At 41.6% G+C, this 19,649-nt stretch carries 19 protein-coding genes; 11 read left to right on the plus strand and 8 right to left on the minus strand.

Annotated elements, in window-relative coordinates; genetic code table 11:
• Positions 1 to 36 precede the first annotated feature (36 nt).
• Together PLL47_RS04430 and PLL47_RS04435 are read right to left on the minus strand one after the other, a co-directional pair.
• A complete protein-coding gene (locus PLL47_RS04430) occupies positions 37 to 195 on the minus strand; it encodes a hypothetical protein (RefSeq protein WP_324444993.1) in 159 nt (52 codons plus the stop codon).
• Between the two features lie 14 nt (positions 196 to 209).
• Positions 210 to 470: a hypothetical protein gene (locus PLL47_RS04435; RefSeq protein ID WP_324444994.1), complete on the minus strand. Its 261-nt coding sequence runs from the start codon at positions 468 to 470 to the stop codon at positions 210 to 212.
• Between the two features lie 798 nt (positions 471 to 1,268).
• On the opposite strand from PLL47_RS04435, the gene PLL47_RS04440 reads away from it, so the two are divergent.
• On the plus strand, positions 1,269 to 3,854 hold the full coding sequence (locus PLL47_RS04440) for a NosD domain-containing protein (protein ID WP_324444995.1): 2,586 nt from the start codon (positions 1,269 to 1,271) through the stop codon (positions 3,852 to 3,854).
• A 22-nt stretch (positions 3,855 to 3,876) separates the two neighbouring features.
• Here the strand turns inward: PLL47_RS04440 and PLL47_RS04445 are convergent, their stop codons facing one another.
• Complete coding sequence (locus PLL47_RS04445; RefSeq protein ID WP_324444996.1) at positions 3,877 to 4,416, minus strand: GNAT family N-acetyltransferase; 540 nt, start codon at positions 4,414 to 4,416, stop codon at positions 3,877 to 3,879.
• Positions 4,417 to 4,846: 430 nt separating this feature from the next.
• Here PLL47_RS04445 and PLL47_RS04450 point away from each other — a divergent pair, with 430 nt between their 5' ends.
• The 3 genes from PLL47_RS04450 (at position 4,847) to PLL47_RS04460 (ending at position 9,111) form a co-directional block, all read left to right on the plus strand.
• Positions 4,847 to 5,905 (plus strand): hypothetical protein, encoded by a 1,059-nt coding sequence (locus PLL47_RS04450; protein WP_324444997.1) that lies wholly within the window; start codon positions 4,847 to 4,849, stop codon positions 5,903 to 5,905.
• 668 nt (positions 5,906 to 6,573) lie between these two features.
• Complete coding sequence (locus PLL47_RS04455) at positions 6,574 to 6,753, plus strand: hypothetical protein (RefSeq protein ID WP_324444998.1); 180 nt, start codon at positions 6,574 to 6,576, stop codon at positions 6,751 to 6,753.
• Positions 6,754 to 7,374: 621 nt separating this feature from the next.
• Positions 7,375 to 9,111 (plus strand): histidine kinase N-terminal 7TM domain-containing protein, encoded by a 1,737-nt coding sequence (locus tag PLL47_RS04460; RefSeq protein WP_324444999.1) that lies wholly within the window; start codon positions 7,375 to 7,377, stop codon positions 9,109 to 9,111.
• Positions 9,112 to 9,217: 106 nt separating this feature from the next.
• On the opposite strand, the gene PLL47_RS04465 is transcribed toward PLL47_RS04460, so the two are convergent.
• Positions 9,218 to 9,487, minus strand: coding sequence for a hypothetical protein (locus PLL47_RS04465; RefSeq protein ID WP_324445000.1), 270 nt, complete (start codon positions 9,485 to 9,487; stop codon positions 9,218 to 9,220).
• 208 nt (positions 9,488 to 9,695) lie between these two features.
• Here PLL47_RS04465 and mtaA point away from each other — a divergent pair, with 208 nt between their 5' ends.
• Positions 9,696 to 10,721: a methylcobamide:CoM methyltransferase MtaA gene (mtaA, locus tag PLL47_RS04470; protein WP_324445001.1), complete on the plus strand. Its 1,026-nt coding sequence runs from the start codon at positions 9,696 to 9,698 to the stop codon at positions 10,719 to 10,721.
• Positions 10,722 to 10,753: 32 nt separating this feature from the next.
• On the opposite strand, the gene PLL47_RS04475 is transcribed toward mtaA, so the two are convergent.
• Entirely contained in the window at positions 10,754 to 11,674 is a 921-nt protein-coding gene (locus PLL47_RS04475; protein ID WP_324445002.1) for a DMT family transporter, read from the minus strand.
• A 95-nt stretch (positions 11,675 to 11,769) separates the two neighbouring features.
• Between PLL47_RS04475 and PLL47_RS04480 the strand changes: the two genes are divergently transcribed.
• Positions 11,770 to 12,486 (plus strand): cupin domain-containing protein, encoded by a 717-nt coding sequence (locus PLL47_RS04480; RefSeq protein ID WP_324445003.1) that lies wholly within the window; start codon positions 11,770 to 11,772, stop codon positions 12,484 to 12,486.
• A 208-nt stretch (positions 12,487 to 12,694) separates the two neighbouring features.
• Here PLL47_RS04480 and PLL47_RS04485 read toward each other — a convergent pair whose 3' ends face one another.
• The 3 genes from PLL47_RS04485 to PLL47_RS04495 form a co-directional block, all read right to left on the minus strand.
• Complete coding sequence (locus PLL47_RS04485) at positions 12,695 to 13,825, minus strand: hypothetical protein (protein ID WP_324445004.1); 1,131 nt, start codon at positions 13,823 to 13,825, stop codon at positions 12,695 to 12,697.
• 102 nt (positions 13,826 to 13,927) lie between these two features.
• Positions 13,928 to 14,068, minus strand: coding sequence for a hypothetical protein (locus tag PLL47_RS04490; protein ID WP_324445005.1), 141 nt, complete (start codon positions 14,066 to 14,068; stop codon positions 13,928 to 13,930).
• A 25-nt stretch (positions 14,069 to 14,093) separates the two neighbouring features.
• Positions 14,094 to 14,699, minus strand: coding sequence for an IMPACT family protein (locus PLL47_RS04495; protein ID WP_324445035.1), 606 nt, complete (start codon positions 14,697 to 14,699; stop codon positions 14,094 to 14,096).
• A 403-nt stretch (positions 14,700 to 15,102) separates the two neighbouring features.
• On the opposite strand from PLL47_RS04495, the gene PLL47_RS04500 reads away from it, so the two are divergent.
• The 5 genes from PLL47_RS04500 to PLL47_RS04520 all read left to right on the plus strand — a co-directional run bounded on the left by PLL47_RS04500 (position 15,103) and on the right by PLL47_RS04520 (position 19,628).
• Entirely contained in the window at positions 15,103 to 15,480 is a 378-nt protein-coding gene (locus PLL47_RS04500; protein WP_324445006.1) for a hypothetical protein, read from the plus strand.
• 482 nt (positions 15,481 to 15,962) lie between these two features.
• Positions 15,963 to 16,817, plus strand: a complete 855-nt coding sequence (locus PLL47_RS04505) for a basic amino acid ABC transporter substrate-binding protein (protein WP_324445007.1) — start codon at positions 15,963 to 15,965, stop codon at positions 16,815 to 16,817.
• Positions 16,818 to 17,240: 423 nt separating this feature from the next.
• Entirely contained in the window at positions 17,241 to 17,936 is a 696-nt protein-coding gene (locus PLL47_RS04510; protein ID WP_324445008.1) for an amino acid ABC transporter permease, read from the plus strand.
• The gene (locus PLL47_RS04515) at positions 17,920 to 18,642 is read left to right on the plus strand and encodes an amino acid ABC transporter ATP-binding protein (RefSeq protein WP_324445009.1); all 723 of its coding nucleotides are present in this window, start codon (positions 17,920 to 17,922) and stop codon (positions 18,640 to 18,642) included. Before PLL47_RS04510 ends, PLL47_RS04515 begins: the two co-directional genes overlap by 17 nt.
• Before the next feature lie 92 nt (positions 18,643 to 18,734).
• Positions 18,735 to 19,628: a prenyltransferase gene (locus tag PLL47_RS04520; protein ID WP_324445010.1), complete on the plus strand. Its 894-nt coding sequence runs from the start codon at positions 18,735 to 18,737 to the stop codon at positions 19,626 to 19,628.
• Positions 19,629 to 19,649: the final 21 nt, after the last annotated feature.

The following is a 19,649-nucleotide window of genomic DNA, read 5'->3' on the forward strand; positions in this document are numbered from 1 at the left end:
ACTCCCGGAAAAAATCTTTTTAACCGCAGTCAGGGTTTACTCTATCCTGTCACTGGCGTCTCTTTTTATTTGTCCCACTGCGAGAGCCTGAGTAGAAGGCAGCGGTTTTGAAGTCCCGCTTTTTGCATAATCAGAGAATTCCTCTCCGCAGCACAACTGCTTTATTTTACTTTTCACGTGTTTTCTTGGGATCATTTCACAGGACGTACTTACCCACTCCTCGTGTTTCTGGCAGTCCGAATGTCGCTTGATGGATATCCCGGATTTATGAAATAGTCATAATTATCAATTAAGCCGTCCCTGTATTCTCCATCATTACCCAGGTTTATTTCCCCTTCTGTCGTATCCACCAGCAAATCTCCGGCTGAAGGCTCTGTTTTCTCCGGATACAGTACCCAGTCTGTATTTGCAGCCGGAAGTGAAAGAAATGAAATGAATACTAATGGCAGCAAAGCTCTCTTCCCCTTCAAATTAACTCCCCACAATCTATTTATATTCTGATTATTCTATTTTAATTTTCCCCGTTTTTTATTGAATAAGGAGTTTTTGTCAGCAACTATTTTTGAGTTTCAAAAGCCCCTGGACCCTTGAAAGGTTCTATGTCTGACACCCCTCATATGAAAAGTATAATAGATACGAGGAAAGGTGTGAACAGCAGGATTCTCCCTGTTGTTTCAAGTGCATGAAGGTAGTCTTCCGATTCCATGCATTTAAGTATGGCTCTCTGTCCTTTATTTATTTCTATTTATTGTCTTGTTTCAAGGATTGAGGTGGTAAATAAGATATTATTTTTACTAAATACACCATTATTTATTCAAACTTAGCAAAAAATAGATGGAAATTAATGGAAAACTGGGTCTTCAAATGAACTTCTTCCTCACTTCTGAGTTAATTTTATATAACTGTACCATTTTTTTACATATTAATTAAATTTTAGATTTGATATGTCCAGACTTAAAAATGTTGTCTCATCTTTCTGAGATTAGCGAGGTAATTGTGCTAAAAATCGGATAATAGCAGAATTGGAAATTTTCAGTGAGTATTTGGTTTTTTTTCAGATCTTAACTCCAAGATCTTTCCAAAGTCTGAAGTTCACAGGTAAATCAACCGTACAAATCCTGACTGGGCAGTTTTTCCGGCAGTTTTGATCTTTCCTGCAGCGCTTTAGATAAGTTTTCTCACCTGAATTTCTGTACATCCGGCCATTAATTCAGATGATTAGAAGAAGTTTCTTTAGAAAATTCACAAATTTTGTTACGGAGTTTACCATGCATCCTATAAAAAGAAGCGGCATAATCGTTCTTATTGCATTTCTCACGTTCGCTTTTGCGAATGCGGGAAATGCAGTAGCTACTGCAATTACAGTAAGTAACGGTACGGACCTGGCTGCGGATTTTACATCCATTCAAGCTGCAGTAAATGCTGCAAATCCAGGCGATGAAATAATTGTCAAACCAGGCATTTATATCGAAAACCTTGAGATTAACAAATCCCTGTCCATCCTTTCGGAATCCGGCCGCCCTTCAGATACCATAATTCAGGCAGCTGATAATTCGAAAGACGTATTCGGCATCTGGGCAAATGATGTGATCATTAAAGGATTTAGCATAACAGGACCAGAATCAGCTTCAGGGGTTCACTTAGTTGGCGTTACTGGCTGCCTTATTGAGCACAATGTTCTCTCAAATAATAGTTGTGGTATCGACCTTTACATGTTCAGTTCAGGTAACATGTTGATGGATAACGATATCTCATATGGCTTAATAGGAATCAGCCTCAGTGACAGTCTTAATAATACACTGGAAAATAATTCTCTTTTGTACTGTAATGATGGGATTTCACTTTTTGACTCCCCTAATAACACCCTGAAAAATAACACGATTTCTGAAAATGAAAAGGGCATTTCTCTTACAGGTGAGTCAAACGGAAACCTTCTGACCGGCAATACTCTCAAATTTAACAGCCAGGCGGGCCTTCACATCTACGAGACTTCCGGCAATATGATTTACAATAACTATCTCAATAACACTGTAAATGTCAACTCCGAAATGGTTGTAGGGGAAAATCTCTGGAACACAACAAAATCCGAAGGAACCAATATTGTAGGAGGCTCTTATCTTGGTGGTAACTTCTGGGGAAGACCTGATGGGACAGTCTATCCCAGAGGAGTCAGAGATATTGACCTTGACGGTATTTTTGACTCTGAATATAATATTGAAGGCAGCGGAATTTTTGATTCTCTTCCTCTCAAAGAATCTAACTCCACGGTAATTACTGTCAGTAATGGCACAGATCATGCTGCCGATTTCTCCTCAATCCAGGCTGCAGTAGACAATTCATATCCAGGTGACACAATTATTGTTTATCCGGGAGTTTATGTGGAAAATATTGAAATAGATGTGGAGGACCTCGCTGTAATTTCTGCTTCAGGCATTCCTTCAGATACTATTATTCAGGCTGCCAGCAGTTCGGATGATGTTTTCTCTATCACAGCAGACGGAGTTGGAGTTAACGGATTTTGTATAAACGGAAGTATAAGTTTCCCCTATTCTGGAATCCACCTTTATGAAGTGGAAGACTGCCATATTGAAAACAATGAATTATTTGTCTTCCAGGAGGCTTTCAAGGATTCTTCAGGTAATTATACTTTACAGGCTGGAAATAATTCTAAATTGAATCCAGGATTCGGCATTCGTCTGGATTTGTCAGGTAATAATACTCTTGACAACAACACGATATCGTATTGCAATGCCTGCATCCTCCTAAACAACTCCGGTGAAAATGCACTTCTTAAGAACAGGGTTTCTAACAGCAGTTATGGTGTATGGGTGAATTCTTCCACAGGAAATGTACTGGATAATAATACTGCACTGGATAATAAGATTGGAATCTATCTCAAAGCTTCCAGCAAAAATTCAGTAGTCAGCAGCATGGCAATAAATAACTCCGATTCCTGCATCAATCTGTGGAATTCCAGCGAAAATACATTAAAAAACAATATAGCTTCAAACAGCAGCAATGTCTGTATTATTCTGCATAATTCCAGCGGAAACGAATTAAGCAGTAACACTGCATCTTACAGCAGCTATGGCATCTGGCTGGCTTACTCAAGCAATAACAACAGCCTGAATGGCAACAGGGCATTATACAATAATGTCGGTATCTACCTCAAAGCTTCAAACGAAGATACACTTGAAAATAATACAGCATTAAACAACAGTAAGTACGGCATTTGTTTGTGGGATTCCATTGAAAACGAATTGATAAACAACACGGCGTCTTACAGCGATGTGTCTGTTCTTTTGCATAACGCCAGCATGAATTCGATTGCTGGCAATATGGCGTCTAGCAGTAATTATGGGATGTGGTTTGATTCCCTCAGCAATAATAATACTTTGACCGGGAGTGAAGCACAAAACAATAAAATCGGCATAGACATAAAGGTTTCCGGGAACAATGTTTTAACAGCTAATAGTGTAAACCTGAATACATTGTACGGCATCCTTCTGAGCTCTTCCAGCGGTAATACGCTTAATGCTAATAGAGTAATTTCTAACTCAGGATACGGCATGTATTTCGTGAACTCCAGTTCTAACACGGTCTATGATAACTACCTCAGTAATACAAAAAATCTGTATTTTGACGGAAATTCCGCGAATGTCTGGAATGTGAGCAAAAATCCGGGAACCAACATTGTTGGAGGGTCTTTCCTGGGTGGGAATTACTGGGCATCACCAAAAGGAAATGGATTCAGTCAGACTAATCAGGACGCCGATTATGACGGGATCTGTGATACGGCTTACAATATGGGTAAAGGGAATATTGATTACCTGCCTCTTGCGGGTTCTTTCTAATTTTCTCTATCCAATTCTTTTTTTATTTCTGTTCCTGATCAAGAAACTTTTGAAACCATATGATATCAAAATATTTCCCGAATTTGGTCCCTGCGTCTCTGAATCTTCCGCATTCAATAAAACCGTGTTTCAGGTGAAAGTTAAGGCTGGCTTCATTTTTTGATGACACGTTTGCAAGGAGGCTTTTCATCTTTTTTTCTCTGGCTTCCGCAAAGAGTTTTTCCAGCATTCTCGATCCAAGCCCTTTTCTTGTATGTCCGGGAAGGATAAAATAGGAAACCACACCTGTATGCCGAAAATTAGGGAATGGAAAATATGGTCTGAGGGCTCCGAGACCTATTATTTTTCCATTTTCTTCAATCACGTAAAAAGGAAAACGATCATCTTTTTCCTGCTCTTTTTCATTTTGAATAACCTGGAAAAACTCGGGACCCACCGAAGTTTCAATATAAGAGGCAAAGCTATTTTCTATATAATAGTTAAAGACCTCAAGCATTCCGGGTATGTCTTCGGTTGAGGCTTCTCTTATTAAATATTTTCCGGAACTTCTACTTCCCTGCATATATAGGTAGTCTGAAGATTAATATTTAAATTTTTTTAATTAGTATCTTTTCTGTTTTGATTTTTCTTTCTTGACTTCGTTCTAGATTTTTGGTTGTCTCTTCTTTTTTCCTTTTACTCCTGTAAGTTCTAGCATCCCGTTTTTTATATTTCTCCCTGTATTTTTCTGACTATTTATCATGATTTATATTTATAATTAATTTTCAGTGCGAATATATTTATATACTTATGCTCTTCTACTATCTCCTGCAGATAATTACCCAAATCTAACCCTGCAGTTCAGTCAGGACTTTGATGATTTAATGGGGCATCGAGTCTAGAAAGGCTGAGATAGTATTATTTTTCGAAAACTCAGGCTAGATCCGACTCTGAGAATAAAAAACAGGAGAAAATGAATTTTCTCAATATACTTCTACAGAAGTGAAAAATAGATGTTCCTGAACGAAAACAAAATTGTAGAAAAGATCTGTGAATTCCCTATCACGCTTGGAGATCTCTCCGAAAGCATCTTCGGAGGAATCAGCACAAAAAACGGTTTGCTGCACAGGCTTACCGTCCCGGAAGGAAGCGATTCTGAGTCGCTTTACCTTTGTGAAGGTCTCTGTAAACCCATAATTTTAGAGTCCGAGCTTATCTATCCCTATGTCTCAGGCGCCTTTTCCGAAAAATTTGCATTTAACTCTTCACCTTATCGTTTTATGCTTCCATATGATCTGTCAGAAAAAGGCAGCAGGAAAGAGTGCAGAATAATTCCTCCAGAAGAACTGAAAGTCAGGTTCCCTCTTACATACGGGAGAATTCTGGAATTCAAAAATCTATTCGATCACGACAGTTCACCTCTTGAGTCTGCAGACTACAGTGTAAGAGGCAGAAAACTTCTGGAGTACCTCAATACTCCCAAGATCATTGCTACCGAAGGTTACCGTTTGCAGGCAGCATACGATACTTCCGGAAACCATGTATTTGAGGACGGCTGCGGCATTGTGCTCAAAGACCCGGAAAAGTATCCTTATGTGACTGCAGTGCTTAACAGCCAGATTTCCAGGCTTTTCCCTTCGGTCTGTGAGTCTGAGATGATTTATTCAAACTCTGTAACCCCTGCAGTAATTAAACGTTTCCCGATTGTGTTTCCAGAAGATCGGCTGACTGAGGACCTGATCACCGATATTTCCGGCTATCTCATGTTCCTTCACCAGCAGAAATATGCGGCAGGATACAGTACTGCGAACTGGCTCGATGAGCTTACAGGCTTCTATGAGCAGATTTCAGATCTTCTGGTTGTAGATGCTTACTTTGGAGATGGCATTGACCCCAGGCTTCTGGACGCACTTGAGGAAAATATTCACCCATATGCAGGAGACATGGAGTCTGAAAGTGATGAAAGCCTTCTGAGCGTACTCTATTATATCAAGCAAAGGATTCTGGAAAGCTCTAACTTTAAAAAATACGGGTTTGATGAAGAAGTCTCCGGGATTCTAAGCCTGCTTTAACATGAGATTCTCTGAATAACCCTTATCCGGGATTTATTCAGAAACTTTACTTTTCTTTTCATGAGATTCTTTCATTTCTGATCTGTTACTTCATCTGTTACTTATTGAGTTTTGGCTTCGAATTTAAATTTCAATCTGTTTTTTAATTTTTATCTTTTTTCTTTCGCTACGGTTTTTTAAGTACCTGATTCGTCATTATTTTACATTTAGATTTTTATGAACAAGTTTATATATTTTAACATTTTCTAACCATGAGGTAAAAGTGCTCTCAGGGTAGAATTCCAGTTTTTCCTGTCGGAATTACTGAGACCTTGAAGGTATAGATCTTTGCTGTGTAAAAGGATCAATCCCCTGACTCCTATGCTGCGGGAGCAGGATCAGGTTATTATCCTCCTTAATGCTTGAACATCTTTATGAAAAACTATATCCCTGAGAGAATTTTTAGCCTTTAAGGAGCAGATTAAAGGAGTCCTTCATTAGAGTTAACAGGTAAGATCCTTACTGTTTCGGATTATTTTTCTCTAAAGGAACATTATTTCCCATTTTCATTCTGGTTTCTGGAATCGGCTCTTAATAATTTTGAACTGGATGGAATAATCGGCTTATTACAGTTTTATTTTACAAATGATCTTGATCCCAGGTTTCTGGAAATTCTGGAAGAGAATGTTGTGCCTCTCGGGAATTACGGAAAATCCGGATTCTCAGATCCTGAAGGGGCAGGATGCTCTATGGGCAGGCTTCAGGATATAAAACAAAAAATTCTGGACACACCAGATTTTGGAAAGTGCAGGTTTAACAGCGAATTTAACAATATCCTTGCAACTCTTAAAAACAATGGGGTCTGGTAAGCACATAAACATCAATTTTTCTGGATCTCTCCTTTATGGATCTCCATCTTTAAGGTCTGAGGTACGCGATTCCAGATGGAAGATACATACTATAATAAAATATACATACTATAATGAAAGACACATGCTATAATAAGAGGAAAGGTTATTAAGTATAGAAGAAAATTCATAGAGCATTAATAGAGCTGGAGACTATTCAAAAACAATAATCCTGAGGTAATGAAAAGTAAGGAAACTCTGGAATACTCAAGGTTCAATGGTGGGCTGACCTCTTATTGGGGAGGTGTCTGTAAATATATCCGGATTGTTTTGAACAGTGGTCTGAAAACTCATTATATTGTATTGAATATTAGATCTTAGCAAAAAATTGTTCCCTTTTACTGAGAGTACTTATTCATTTTAATCTCTCATTTTCTGGATATATGCAGTAAATACACTATCCGCAGGTTATCCTTTCCTCATGCTGGTACATAACTTTATATAGTAAGTCTTTATGTAATGAATAAAACGTCTGGGTTTTTTTTACTTTTATTTCCTGACTCTCCAAATTCGCATAATAATAATTGAAACAAGGAAGGTCATCTTATCAGCCTGCAAATCCACATAGATGCGGTTCCCTTTATGGGATTATTGATTTTTTCAGGGCTCATATCCACCTTACTTGCGATCAGGGCATACAAAGTCTTTAATTACCGCAGATCGCCTTATGCAAAACATTTTACAGTAGTTATGCTCTGTATGGCGCTCTGGTCCGTAAATTATGCTTTTGAAATCGGATTCCTGGATATTGAATACAAATATTTATTTGCCCGCCTCCAGTACCTTGGGATTGGCTTTACTCCTGTAGCGTGGTTTTTATTTGCAGCCGAATATTCCGGAGTATACAGGTCTTTTGCACGGAAGTATGAGAAACTGCTTTATCTTTTTCCCTGCCTTGCAATTCTATTGATGATCACAAACAATGTCCATGGACTGTTCTTCGAAGGTTTAAATCTTGGATACTCCAGCGAAGGCTTTCCTCTCCTTATAATTACGCATGGACCATTTTTCTGGATATTTTATCTCTATTCTTTTGTTTTACTCATACTTGGAATCTTCCTCTTTTTCAAGCAATTTATCCAGCTTACAGCACCTTATGGTTCCCAGGCAGGGATAGCCCTTACTGCTGCCTGTGTTCCAGTTCTTGGTAACGTACTTCACCTGGCAGATATAGGGCCCTTCGAATTCCTTGACCCAACTCCATTTTCCCTTGCAATAACAGGTTTGATTCTCTTCTGGGGCACAATCCAGCATGAATTCCTTAATATTGTTCCAGTTGCCAGAGAAAGCGTTATAGAATCCATGAACGATGGATATATCGTTGTGGACACTTCAAACTCAATAGCAGACATTAACAAGGCAGCACTTGAACTTGCAGGAAAAGCAAGAAAAGAGGTTATAGGAAAAGACCTGGGCTGTCTTTTTGGAGAGGAGGTGGATATTTTAGGCCGTACGCCTGAAGGAAATTTTGGCAGGGAAATCTCACTTCAGATCGGTTCGGAAACAAGGTTCTTTACTGTCAGTATCAGCCCTCTTATGACAAGAGATGATGCGGAAGGCAAGCTGGTAATGATACATGATATCACGGAGATATACCGATACCAGGATGCATTGAAACAGGCAAATAAAAAGATTAACCTCATGAGTAATATTACCAGGCACGATATCCTCAATCAGGTGAATGTACTTTCAGGGTATACCGAGCTGATTTCTGAAATGCTTCCTCCGAATGTAAGGGGAGATCCCAGGATCTCGAAGTACCTGCGAAATCTTAACAAAGGAATTGAAACAATCCATAGCCAGATTATTTTCACCAAAGACTATCAGGAGCTCGGAGTCGTTTCTCCTGCATGGCAGTCCATAAGCAGCATTGCAAAAGAGGCAGCTTTCGCCTTCTCAGGGCAGGGAATAAAGTTTTCTATAGAGGACAAAGGTCTTGAAATCTATGCTGACCCCCTGCTCAAAAAAGCTTTTTACAATCTTTTTGACAATGCAAGAGCTCACGGTGAGCATGTCAGTGAGATTGATGTAAGCTCTCGTATAGATGGGGAAAGTATTGTAATTGAAGTAAAGGACAACGGCATAGGGGTCTCTTCTGTTATGAAAGACCTTATTTTCGAAAAATCCGTAGGCAGAAACACCGGTCTTGGGCTTTTCCTTGTCAGAGGCATACTTTCCATTACAGGCATGGAAATTATTGAAACTGGAATTGAAGGAGAAGGCGCCAGGTTTGAAATTAAGGTGCCGCCTGGAAACTGGAGAATAGTTTCAGCAGAGAATAAAGCTGGTTTCATGGGTGAGGAGATTCAATCTGATTAACGATTAATCATCTGTATATATGCTGATTCGAGCATCAAAAACAAGCAGTTAAACCTTTACTGAGATTAAACCTGCCTGTAAAATGTTTACATGTCCTGATCCTTAATTAAGCAGTACCCGAATAAGCCATAAATGCAGTTGACATCACCAGAAGCAAAGTTGCAACTAGCACAGCGATAAGCAGCTGAGTTTCTTTTTTGTTCATTTTTTCGTGTCTGGTCCCTACTTCATAGAAAGCCCCCAGGCTCACCCCAGCCCCGATTCCTATTGCGATGCCTATTGCCGTTCCTTCCACAATACTCTCGAGTGCAGGTCCGAGAATAAAAGCTCCATACAGGCTTCCAAGAGCTGCACCTGTAGCAAAGGCAAGAACCATCCACTGTTTCTTTTGCTTATTAGTTTCCTATTTTTCCATTTTTTTCTCTCACCCCGTCAATTCTACCTAACATCTGTTGAGTATTTGATTTATATTTTTTTATACCTGCTCCTCTGTATATTATAAAATAAATATCCTCAGAACATCATTAGTTGAGCTGATGCCGTTTTCAACAATCATGAACCTCTGGATTATATCTGGTGAAATAATGAGTGAATTTACCCTGAACACGAGATTTAAAAAGGCGCTGAAAGGTGAATCCCCTGACATGGTCCCTGTCTGTTCCGTGACTCAGACCGGCACTGTTGAACTTATGGAAATGACAGGATCATACTGGCCTCAGGCTAATTATGATGCAGGTAAAATGGCGGCACTTGCCCTGGGAGGATATGAGATTGCAGGGTTTGAAAACGTGCGCTGTCCTTTCTGCACTACAGTGCTTGCAGAAACTCTGGGATGTAAGGTAGCTGAAGGCAGTGTTGATATACAGCCTTATGTGACTGATTTCCCGTGCAAGAAAAAGAGCGATGTAAAAAATATTTCAGTTCCTGATTCCCTTCTCGAAAGCAGGCGGACATCGGTAGTGCTGGATGCGGTCGGGATACTCAAAGAGCATGTGGGTGATGGCGTTCCTGTTGTCGCCGGAGTCGTAGGACCTGCCGGACTTGCCTCCATGCTTGCGGGCATGAAAAACTATCTCATGTGGTTTGTCACAAACCCTGAAGTCGTTGAAGAACTGATGGGAACTGTAATGGAAGCCTGTATAGAATACGCCAATGGTTTGCTGGAAAGAGGGGCAGATGCGGTAACTCTGATTGACTCTGAAGCCGGGCCTGATATTATTGCCCCTGAGATGTTTGAGACCTCGGTTTTTCCACTCTACAGGAAATTCTGCAAAGAGGTCAAAGGCTTAAAAATCCTCCATATGTGCGGGGATGCCACGGCTGTCCTTGACCCTCTGGCAGGTGCCGGATTTGAAGGGATAAGCATTGAAGAGAAAGTACAGGTCAGTTTTGCAAAGGAGATTGTGGGAGACCGGGTGCGCCTTATAGGGAATGTTTCTCCTTCTGATACCTTATTGATGAAAGGCACTGAAGAGGTTATTATCGAAGCCCGGGCATGTCTTGAAGACGGAATCGATATTCTAGCACCGGGCTGCGGCCTTGCCCCTCATACTCCGCTCGAGAACATAAAAGCTCTTTTCAGGGCAAGGGACGAGTATTCTTCACTGTAAACCTTCAGGAGGAATCCGGGGAGGAAGCCCTTTTAAATGCCTCCGGGAAGTCCTTCGACATTTTTTTCGGAAATCTTTTCCTGGTCCTTAAGGCTTATAATCAACGCAGAACCTATAATTAAGGCGCAGCCTGCAAGAGTTTCAGATGACAGTGCGATTCCTAGCACGGCTATATCAAAAAAGACTCCGCTGACGGGTTCTATCAGGGCGAGAAGGCTTCCTGTCTGGGCTTTAAGGTTGGCAAGTCCGAGGATCGTAAATATTTCTCCGAAACCTATTGAGACTATTCCGAAAGCTGCAAGCACTGTCAGGTTGCTGTAAAGTACATCTATAGAAACATCAAATGCAGAAGGGCTGAGCAGCAAAAGCGCTATCCCCATAGGCCAGAAAACAATCGCAAGCTCAGGATACTCTTTTTTTAATATTTTTACGTTCAGGATCAGAGCCGCAAAAACAACTCCTGAAAGCAGTCCTGCCGTCATGCCCAGCATATAGCTGCCTGTAAGTTCAATGCCGGAAAGCCCGCCATCCGGCCTGACTATAAGAAATACTCCTGTAATTGCAATGAAAAGGGCAGCTATACTTTCCTTTCCTATCTTCTCTTTCAGGAGAATAGGAGATGCCAGCATTACATAGATTGGAGCTGTATACTGGAGTAATATTGCTATGGATACGCAGGTAATCTTAAGGCAGGTAAAATAAAGTAGCATGCATGTAACCACGAGCACTCCCTGCAGAAACAGGCTTCCTTTCTTTTTCTTTAACCTGAGGTCCGGCGTTTTTCCTCTTGCGACTATATACATAAAAAGGAACAGAAGCCCGAAAAGCAATCTGTAAAATATTACTGGAGAAATATCCATATCATGTATACGGGAAATAAAAAGCCCATTCATGCTGTAAAATACGCAGCCGATTATTACTTCCATATGCGCTTTTTTGCTCTCCAGAAACATCCTGCATGGATATACATATAGCACATATATATTTATTGGATCTATATCTTTTTAAATAAATGTATTCTATTTCCCTGACTCAGGGTGGCTGATTCATGAAATCTTCTGCAGAAAGTGGTAATAAAGCTATCAGGGACAGAATTCCGGAAATCCTGCGGAATTCAGACAAAGATTGTGCTGTAAAAGAACTTTCAGATCCCGAATTTCTTGTTGAGCTGGAGCGCAAGCTCGAAGAAGAACTGGCTGAGTACCTTGAGAGCAAAGAGCTTGAAGAGCTTGCCGACCTCCTTGAAGTCATCTACAGGATTGCAGAGCTCAGAGGCTTTTCAAAAGAGGCCCTTGAATCGCTAAGGCTGAAAAAAAGGCAGGAGCGGGGAGGGTTTGAAAAGAATCTATTTTTGTTTAATACGTCTGATGAAAAGTGTTTTTCTGAGTCTTCTGCTGTTTCGGAAGAATTTCCCTGCGTGGTTTTCAGACCGGATAAATCGGAAATCATCGAGAAGCACAGAGTTCGCATGAGAATTTATACCACGAAAAAAGACTCCTCAAATGCAGCCGTTCTCTATCAGGAAACTGAGACCGGGCATGCAGAAGAATTTGTTCATGAAAAAAGCGATTTTCTCTATTATATTCTTGCAGGCTCCGGCACATGGGTAGTTGAGGACAGGGAGTTTCAAGTCAGGGCAGGGGATGTGGTGGTTGTGCCTGCAGGAAAGAGGTTCTGGTTCCGAGGAAACCTCAGGCAGATCTGCATAACGGCTCCGGCATGGGAAGAGAAATACGAGCGGCACATAAGGGATATTGAACTGTAATCCCATTAAATTTCATGGCTTTCTGGTATTTCTTTTCGTTTTCAACAACGCCTTCAAGCCCGATATTTCTGTCTCCCAGATGTTTCAGGCAGGGTCAGCTTCGTAAAAAAGTTCTCCATCATGGATGCCGGGATTCCAGCCTTTGGCAGCAGTCATGTATATTGCAAATCAGGCTTCTTCCCGGCTCATTTTTCGGATTTTTGCAGGTTCAGATTTTTCTTCTTCGGTCTTTACCTGAAGTTATTATAAGATAAGCAGCTATAACCGCAGCTGATACTGGATATATTCCGAGAGATGCTTTTGCCTCTGCTCCGGCTTCAGCCCCGGTCTCTTCCCCTGCAGCTGCTCCAGTTTCAGAAGCGTCTTCCGTGAACATAAAAATGTCCATGGTTCCTTTGCGCTTGTCCTGCCAGACTATCCTGCTGTCGTCAATTGAAGGGTTGCTTTCATATTCAGATGCGGTAGAAACTGTTTTCTCCTGCCCTGAAGCTATGTCGTATATATAGATATTTGTTCCCTTAGTCCTCCCGTCAGCCCAGACTATTCTTCCGTTTGAGATAGCAGGGGTTTTCTGCGGGTCAGGATCAATGCAAACAGGTGTTATTTTCCCGGTGGAAATTTCGTACATATAAATGTCAAGGTTTCCTGCACGCCTGTCTTCCCAGATAATATAGTCTCCTTCTACAACAGGGTTTGTCTGTGCTGCAGGGTCTGTGACTACAGGGGTTTCTTTTCCTGTACTGATATCGTACATGTAAATATCTTCATTCCCGTTGCGCATATCCTTCCAGACTATGATATTTCCCGAAATCGCAGGCTGGCTCTGGTCAGCTTTATCTGCTGTTACCTGGGTTTCCTTGCTGGAAGTAAGATCAAACATGTAAATATCCGTATTCTGGTTCCTGCGGTCTGTCCAGACAATTATGTCTCCTGAGATTGCGGGTTCCTTCTGCTCAGTTTTGTCAGAAGTAATCCGGGTTTCCTTTTTGGAGGCAATATCGTACATATAAATATCATAGTTGCCTCTCCTGTTGTCCGCCACAACAACACGGCTGCCGTCTATTGCGGGCTCTATTTCATCTTTTGACCCTGAGAACAGGGCGGATTCGGTTCTTCCGACGGACATATCATACAGATAAATGTCCCAGTTTCCATCCCGTTCGTCCTGCCAGACAATATAGTCCCCTGAGATTACAGGTGTAATCTGGTTGCTAAATGCCGAGTTAATTTCCTGCTCGGTTCCTTTCAAGGCCTCGCTGGCAGCAGATCCTGCACATGCGCCCAGTACAATGAATAAAACAACTGAAATAAATGTAATTGAAAATATGTTACGCTTCAAAGTTACACTTCCAATATTCCCTCTCGAGTTTCAGTACGGGTTATTTGATATAATGTGCTTTCACCTGAGGACTAAGTTTCAGGTTTAACCTGTTTTCTTTGCTTAAGACGTTTCCAGCGCAGAATTGCTCAATAGCTGGAGAGCTTCTTGAGAATCCCCTGCTAATATATGTCTTCCATACTTTTTAGCGATTTCCTGAATTTCAGTGTTTTCTTTTTTAGAGAATATTCCTCTGAGCTTCATCCGGGTAAAGGACTGAATTCTCTGATTAAGCCTTTCTAAGCTCAATTTTGTTTCGTGTGAGTTCTGTCAGTTTTTCACGAAATTCTTCTTCAAAATCCTTTTTTATGAGAAAACAAAGTTCGATCATATCGGTGTATTTTTCCTGCTCTATTCTTCCGTATTCCTCTACCAGCTTCTTTACCTTCTGAAGCTCCGGATATCCGAAACGTGCCGTGAACCTTAGCTCTTCAAAGACCTCGACAATACCTGCGTCTTCAATAGCTGAAACTGCGGTTTCCCTGTAAGCCCTGGAAAGTCCCCCAAAGCCCAGCTTTGTTCCTCCGAAGTACCGGGTCACGACAACAGCAGTATTGCAGAGCCCTTTAGATTCTATAACCTTAAAAACAGGTTTTCCGGAGCTGCCGGCAGGCTCTCCGTCATCATCGTATTTGAGGGCAAAAGAACCTTCTTCTTTTACAAGATAAGCTGAAACATTATGATCTGCGTCTTCATGCAACCTTTTTATTTCATTTATAAAAGCTTTTGCTTCGTTTTCGTTTTTCACGAGCCTGGCATACCCGATAAATATAGAGTTTTTGATTTCTTTTTGTGCTTTTCCAGAGCTTCTCAGGGTTTTGTAGTTATTCAGAATCTTGCCCTCAACATTTCTTGTTTAATTACCTTTGTACTTAAGGTTTTTATGTTTAACAGCCGCCGCGACATGGTAACACTTTTATATTTTTAAGTGCTTTTCTGCCGATCTGTAATCTTCCTCCTTTCAATTTCTGCTTTTATTACTCCTCGTCAGGCTGTTTAATAACGTATTCTCTCTTTAATTTCAAAAATAGGCTTTTATATTGTCAAACAATTAATGTATATCTCTCTAATCGGCTATTTATATGAATATTCGTGACCCCTTCGTTCTCTTATTTTTTTACCAAATCGAAAGGTTTTAATCTGATTGATTGGTCATGCATAAATATCTCATATGAAAGTCTCATGAATTTGTATGAGATGGGTGTAAAAAAGGAAGAGAACTTTTAGAGGTAAAACTAATGAAAAAAATGTTAAAGATTATGGCAATGCTCCTTGTTATTGCTACTGTTGTCTTTGCAGCCGGCTGTGCTGAAAAGACAGAGGAAGGAGCTACTGAAGAAGCTGTAGAAGAAACCCCCGTAGCTGAAGAAGCACCTGTTGAAGAAGGAGTAGAAGAAGCAGCAGCTCCTGCTGAAGAAGCAGCTCCTGCTGATGAAGCCCTTGAGACTGAAGTCACTGACACTGAAGAAGTCACTGCCGACACCACTGAAGCCGCTGACGCTGAAGATGTTGATGCAGCCGCTGACGACGCCACCGCTGATGACGCCACCGCTGATGACGCCACCGCTGATGACGCTGCTGACGACGCCGCTGCTGAAGAAAACACAACTGCATAAGCAGTTTGTTCTAAGTCACAATCCGCGTAGCCTTTCACAGGCTACAACTTTCTCTTTTTGAAATTGACTTGATTAGTTATAGTTTCTGTACTCTGTGATAATTAATTTTTAAAATGCTAAGTGCCAGATAAGTGCCAGATGTTACTCTGTTCTATCATTATCAGTGGGCAACAAAATACCATACATACCTCAAATGGTTCAAAAAAGATCTCATTTTCTTACGGGTACTGCACTCTGAAGCTCTCTGGTCACTGCTTCACTATGCTCTTTTCTGTTATTGTTTTTTCTCAAAAAAGCTAATTCTGCTGGGGAGTTTCAAAGATCTGCTATTTTAATTTCAACCCACACTTCGTAAGTTCTTATTCTATTTTATCAAGAAAATATTTTCAACTCCAAAGCTATTAATCTGTTGCCCGACTATTTATAGAAGTTTAATTATCTTACATAGTCAATATTAAGGAAGAGTTTTCAGAGGTATTGATATGAAAAAAATGTTAAAAATGATGGCACTGCTCCTTGTCATTACTACTGTTGTCTTTGCAGCCGGCTGTGCCGAGAAGGGCGGAGAAGGAACAGCAGAAGGGGCTACCGGTGAAAGTGCCCCCGTTGAAGAGACATCCAGTTCTGAAGGGGATGCTTCCGCTGGAGATATGCCCACTTATATTGTAGGTACTGAAGCCCAGTTCCCGCCTTTTGAGATCGTGGATTCCAGCGGGAATGTTGTTGGTTTTGACGTTGATCTCCTGAACGCAATTGCTGAAGACCAGGGCTTTAAGGTTGAATATCTCGACCAGGACTTTGCAGGTCTGATCCCTGCCCTTCAGACCGGAAACATTGACATTATTGCTTCAGGCATGACTATTACCGAAGAACGTGAAGGAGAGGTTGACTTCAGTGAGCCCTATATCACCGCAGGTCTGGCTATTGCCGTAACCACTGACAATGAAGAGATCCAGAGTGTTGATGACCTGAAGGGCAAAACCGTAGCTGTTCAGACTGGCTCCACGGGTTTCATGAAAGCAGAAGAACTTAAGAAAGCCGGAGTCATTGCTGAGATTAAAGACTTCCCCCACGTCAATGAAGCCATTGAAGAACTCAAAATCGGCGGCGCAGACGCGATGATCAATGACCTGCCAGTCACGGAAGCTTTCATTGCAGCCCAGCCCGATGTGATCAAGATCGTGGGCGAGCCTCTCAACAGTGAGTCCTATGGGTTTGCTGTCCGCACAGGCAACACAGAGCTCCTTCAGAAGCTCAATGCTGGCCTTGAGAATGTCAAAGCAAGCGGCAAGTATGATGAGCTTAAGGCAAACCTGCCCAAGTACATGGAAGAATAAACTTAACTTAATTTACCTCGAGAGCTGCATAATTATGCCGCTCTCAGTCTCTTTTCTTCTTATCTTCTCTTTTTTCTGGTGTCATCTAAATTAGATTAATTCCTGTTCTGTTATTGACTGAATCCAGTGGATCTCAGGCTCAAAATATATCTCCTGATGTGGTAATTTCAAATGATTGAGTTTATATAATGGAAAAGTGTTTTCCATTATATATTTCTGTAAAACGCGTATTTCCACTGATATTCCTTTGAATTCTCTATCTGAAACACGCCGCTGAAAGCTATTGCGGAGACATGTTCCGAAAAGGAACTTAATGGTGTGTATATCTTGATAGATTCACGGTATCAGGCGGGTAATAATCACAGAGGTAATATTCTCCGAATGTATTATATTATTTTATTTATAAATCACTGAGGTTAGAGCTTGTCTCTCTTAGCGTCCTATATTCAACACGCTATTAATGTATTCCCCAGCTTGTTACGGGGAGCGGTAATCACCATAGAGGTCACTACCTTTGCGATATTCTTCGGGCTGATCCTGGGGACAATCGCAGCTTTTGGAAAGCTTTCTAAAAGGTCTGTCTTCAGAATTCCCGGTTCCATGTATGTTGACTTCATCAGGGGCACCCCTCTTTTTGTTCAGATCCTGCTTTTTTACTACGGAATTCCTGGCCTTATTACAGGGATCACAGGAGTTCCTTTCAGGGTCGATCCGATTCTTGCGGGGATTGCTGTGTGCAGTATTAACAGCGGAGCCTACAATGCAGAGATCGTACGCGCAGGCATCAAATCCGTTGACAGGGGTCAGATGGAAGCCGCCCGTTCCCTGGGTATGACCGAAGGGCAGGCTATGAAGGAAGTTATCATGCCTCAGGCTGTAAGACTGATTATTCCTCCCCTGGGAAACGAGTTCATTGCTCTTTTAAAAGACTCGTCCCTGCTTGCAATTATCAGCGTGCATGAGCTCTCAAAGAACGGAATGCTCTACGTTTCAAAAACTTTTGCAGCTTTCCCTACATACATTTCAGTTGCCTTTGTATACCTTGCATTGACCATGGGCATTTCGCATGTACTTAATCATATTGAGAGGAGGCTTGGTGTAAGTGATAGAAGTGAATAACCTCCACAAAAGTTTTGGAAACCTGAAAGTCCTTAAAGGAATAACCGAAAAGATTGACGAAAGCGAAGTCGTCTGCATTATCGGCCCCTCAGGTTCCGGAAAAAGTACTTTCCTCCGCTGCCTCAACCTTCTTGAAACCCCTACCTCGGGAGAAATCTGGATCAACAGGGAAAAGATTACGGCCCCCGGCGTGAATATCAACAAAATCCGCGAAGAAGTCGGGATGGTTTTTCAGCGCTTCAACCTCTTCCCCCACATGACTGCCCTCAAAAACGTTGCCCTTGCTCCCATAAAGGTACGCGGGCTTCCTGAAAAAGAGGCTTACGACCGGGCTTATGATCTTCTTAAAAAAGTAGGGCTTGAAGACAAAGCCGATGTGTACCCGAGTTCCCTTTCCGGGGGGCAGCAGCAGAGGGTTGCAATCGCAAGAGCCCTTGCCATGCGCCCGAAAGTAATGCTCTTTGACGAGCCCACGTCAGCACTTGACCCTGAAATGGTAGGAGAAGTGTTGAACGTCATGAAAGACCTGGCAAAAGAAGGCATGACAATGATTGTCGTGACACACGAAATGGGCTTTGCCAGAGAAGTCGGGGACCGTGTACTCTTTATGGATGACGGTATCATAGTCGAAAAAGGCACGCCTCAGGAAATCTTCTTTAATGCTCAGAATGAGAGGACAAAGTCATTTTTGAGTAAGATCCTCTAACTCACTGTTATTAAGTCGAAAGCCCTTTCCCTTTCCTCATATTTTTATGGAATGGCTTCCCTTAATCTCACAATTGTTACTGAGGCCAAAGAATGAAAGAAACCCTGAAAGCTTACCTTGATCTCACTCGCGCTCATTTTCTCCCTGCCTGGCCCCTTTTTTTCTGTTCGGGGCTGGTGCTTGCTTTTGCCAATTACGGCGTTTTTTCCTGGGCATTAATCATCAAAGCTGCACTGATTGGCCTGATCGGGTTTGAAGCCGGCTTTGTGCTCAATGACTATGTGGACAGGAACAGGGATAAGCTTGATGTGGAAAATACCATGACAGGGTACTGGAGGCCTTTTAAAGAGAGACCTCTCCCATCAGGCAGGATATCTTCAAAAAATGCCTTATGGCTGTTTATTCTGCTTGCGGGGATTACTTCAACCCTGATTTTTACCCTTCCCTACCCAAATTCTCTCTATGTCTTTGTAATCATGCTGTACTCTTACGGCATTGAAGCTTTTTACCAGGTGAAAAAAAGAGACCAGAAGTATCCGATTGCCCAGCTTCTCGGAAGAACGGATTTTACCCTTTTTCCGGCAGCAGGCTATCTCTGCTACGGGCAGCCGGATATGACCATACTGCTCTATATGATTTTCTTCTACCCCTGGACTATGGCACACCTCGGGCTGAATGACTTTATTGACCTGAAAAATGATAGGGCAAGAGGCATGAAGTCTATAGCTGTCCTTTACGGCGCAAAGGGGTCCATGTACTGGGTCACAGGGTTTACACTCCTGCATTTCTTTACAGCTATTTTCTTCCTCAGGGAGCTCGGTAATATTGCTCTATACGGCTTTTTTGTAGCTTTTGTACTTCTTGCAGGCTCAAACCTCTATCTCTGGAAAGAAAAAAGTCCTTCTGCGGGTATGAAGATACTGCCTATTTACCACTTAACTCTGATAATCTATTCATTGTCGATTATTCTGGACTTTTTCCTCTAACCCCAAACTTTCAGTTTTTCG

Origin of the sequence: Methanosarcina sp. (genome assembly GCF_035390745.1) — an archaeon.
GTDB lineage: Archaea > Halobacteriota > Methanosarcinia > Methanosarcinales > Methanosarcinaceae > Methanosarcina.

Excerpts from the sequence above, each read along its gene's own strand:
- PLL47_RS04430 (WP_324444993.1), bottom strand. The coding sequence starts at position 195 with ATGATCCCAAGAAAACACGTGAAAAGTAAAATAAAGCAGTTGTGCTGC.
- PLL47_RS04505 (WP_324445007.1), top strand. The coding sequence starts at position 15,963 with ATGAAAAAAATGTTAAAAATGATGGCACTGCTCCTTGTCATTACTACT.
- PLL47_RS04450 (WP_324444997.1), top strand. The coding sequence starts at position 4,847 with ATGTTCCTGAACGAAAACAAAATTGTAGAAAAGATCTGTGAATTCCCT.
- PLL47_RS04465 (WP_324445000.1), bottom strand. The coding sequence starts at position 9,487 with ATGGTTCTTGCCTTTGCTACAGGTGCAGCTCTTGGAAGCCTGTATGGA.
- PLL47_RS04460 (WP_324444999.1), top strand. The coding sequence starts at position 7,375 with ATGGGATTATTGATTTTTTCAGGGCTCATATCCACCTTACTTGCGATC.
- PLL47_RS04520 (WP_324445010.1), top strand. The coding sequence starts at position 18,735 with ATGAAAGAAACCCTGAAAGCTTACCTTGATCTCACTCGCGCTCATTTT.
- PLL47_RS04475 (WP_324445002.1), bottom strand. The coding sequence starts at position 11,674 with ATGTTTCTGGAGAGCAAAAAAGCGCATATGGAAGTAATAATCGGCTGC.
- mtaA (WP_324445001.1), top strand. The coding sequence starts at position 9,696 with ATGAGTGAATTTACCCTGAACACGAGATTTAAAAAGGCGCTGAAAGGT.
- PLL47_RS04440 (WP_324444995.1), top strand. The coding sequence starts at position 1,269 with ATGCATCCTATAAAAAGAAGCGGCATAATCGTTCTTATTGCATTTCTC.
- PLL47_RS04445 (WP_324444996.1), bottom strand. The coding sequence starts at position 4,416 with ATGCAGGGAAGTAGAAGTTCCGGAAAATATTTAATAAGAGAAGCCTCA.
- PLL47_RS04500 (WP_324445006.1), top strand. The coding sequence starts at position 15,103 with ATGAAAAAAATGTTAAAGATTATGGCAATGCTCCTTGTTATTGCTACT.
- PLL47_RS04480 (WP_324445003.1), top strand. The coding sequence starts at position 11,770 with ATGAAATCTTCTGCAGAAAGTGGTAATAAAGCTATCAGGGACAGAATT.
- PLL47_RS04490 (WP_324445005.1), bottom strand. The coding sequence starts at position 14,068 with ATGAAGCTCAGAGGAATATTCTCTAAAAAAGAAAACACTGAAATTCAG.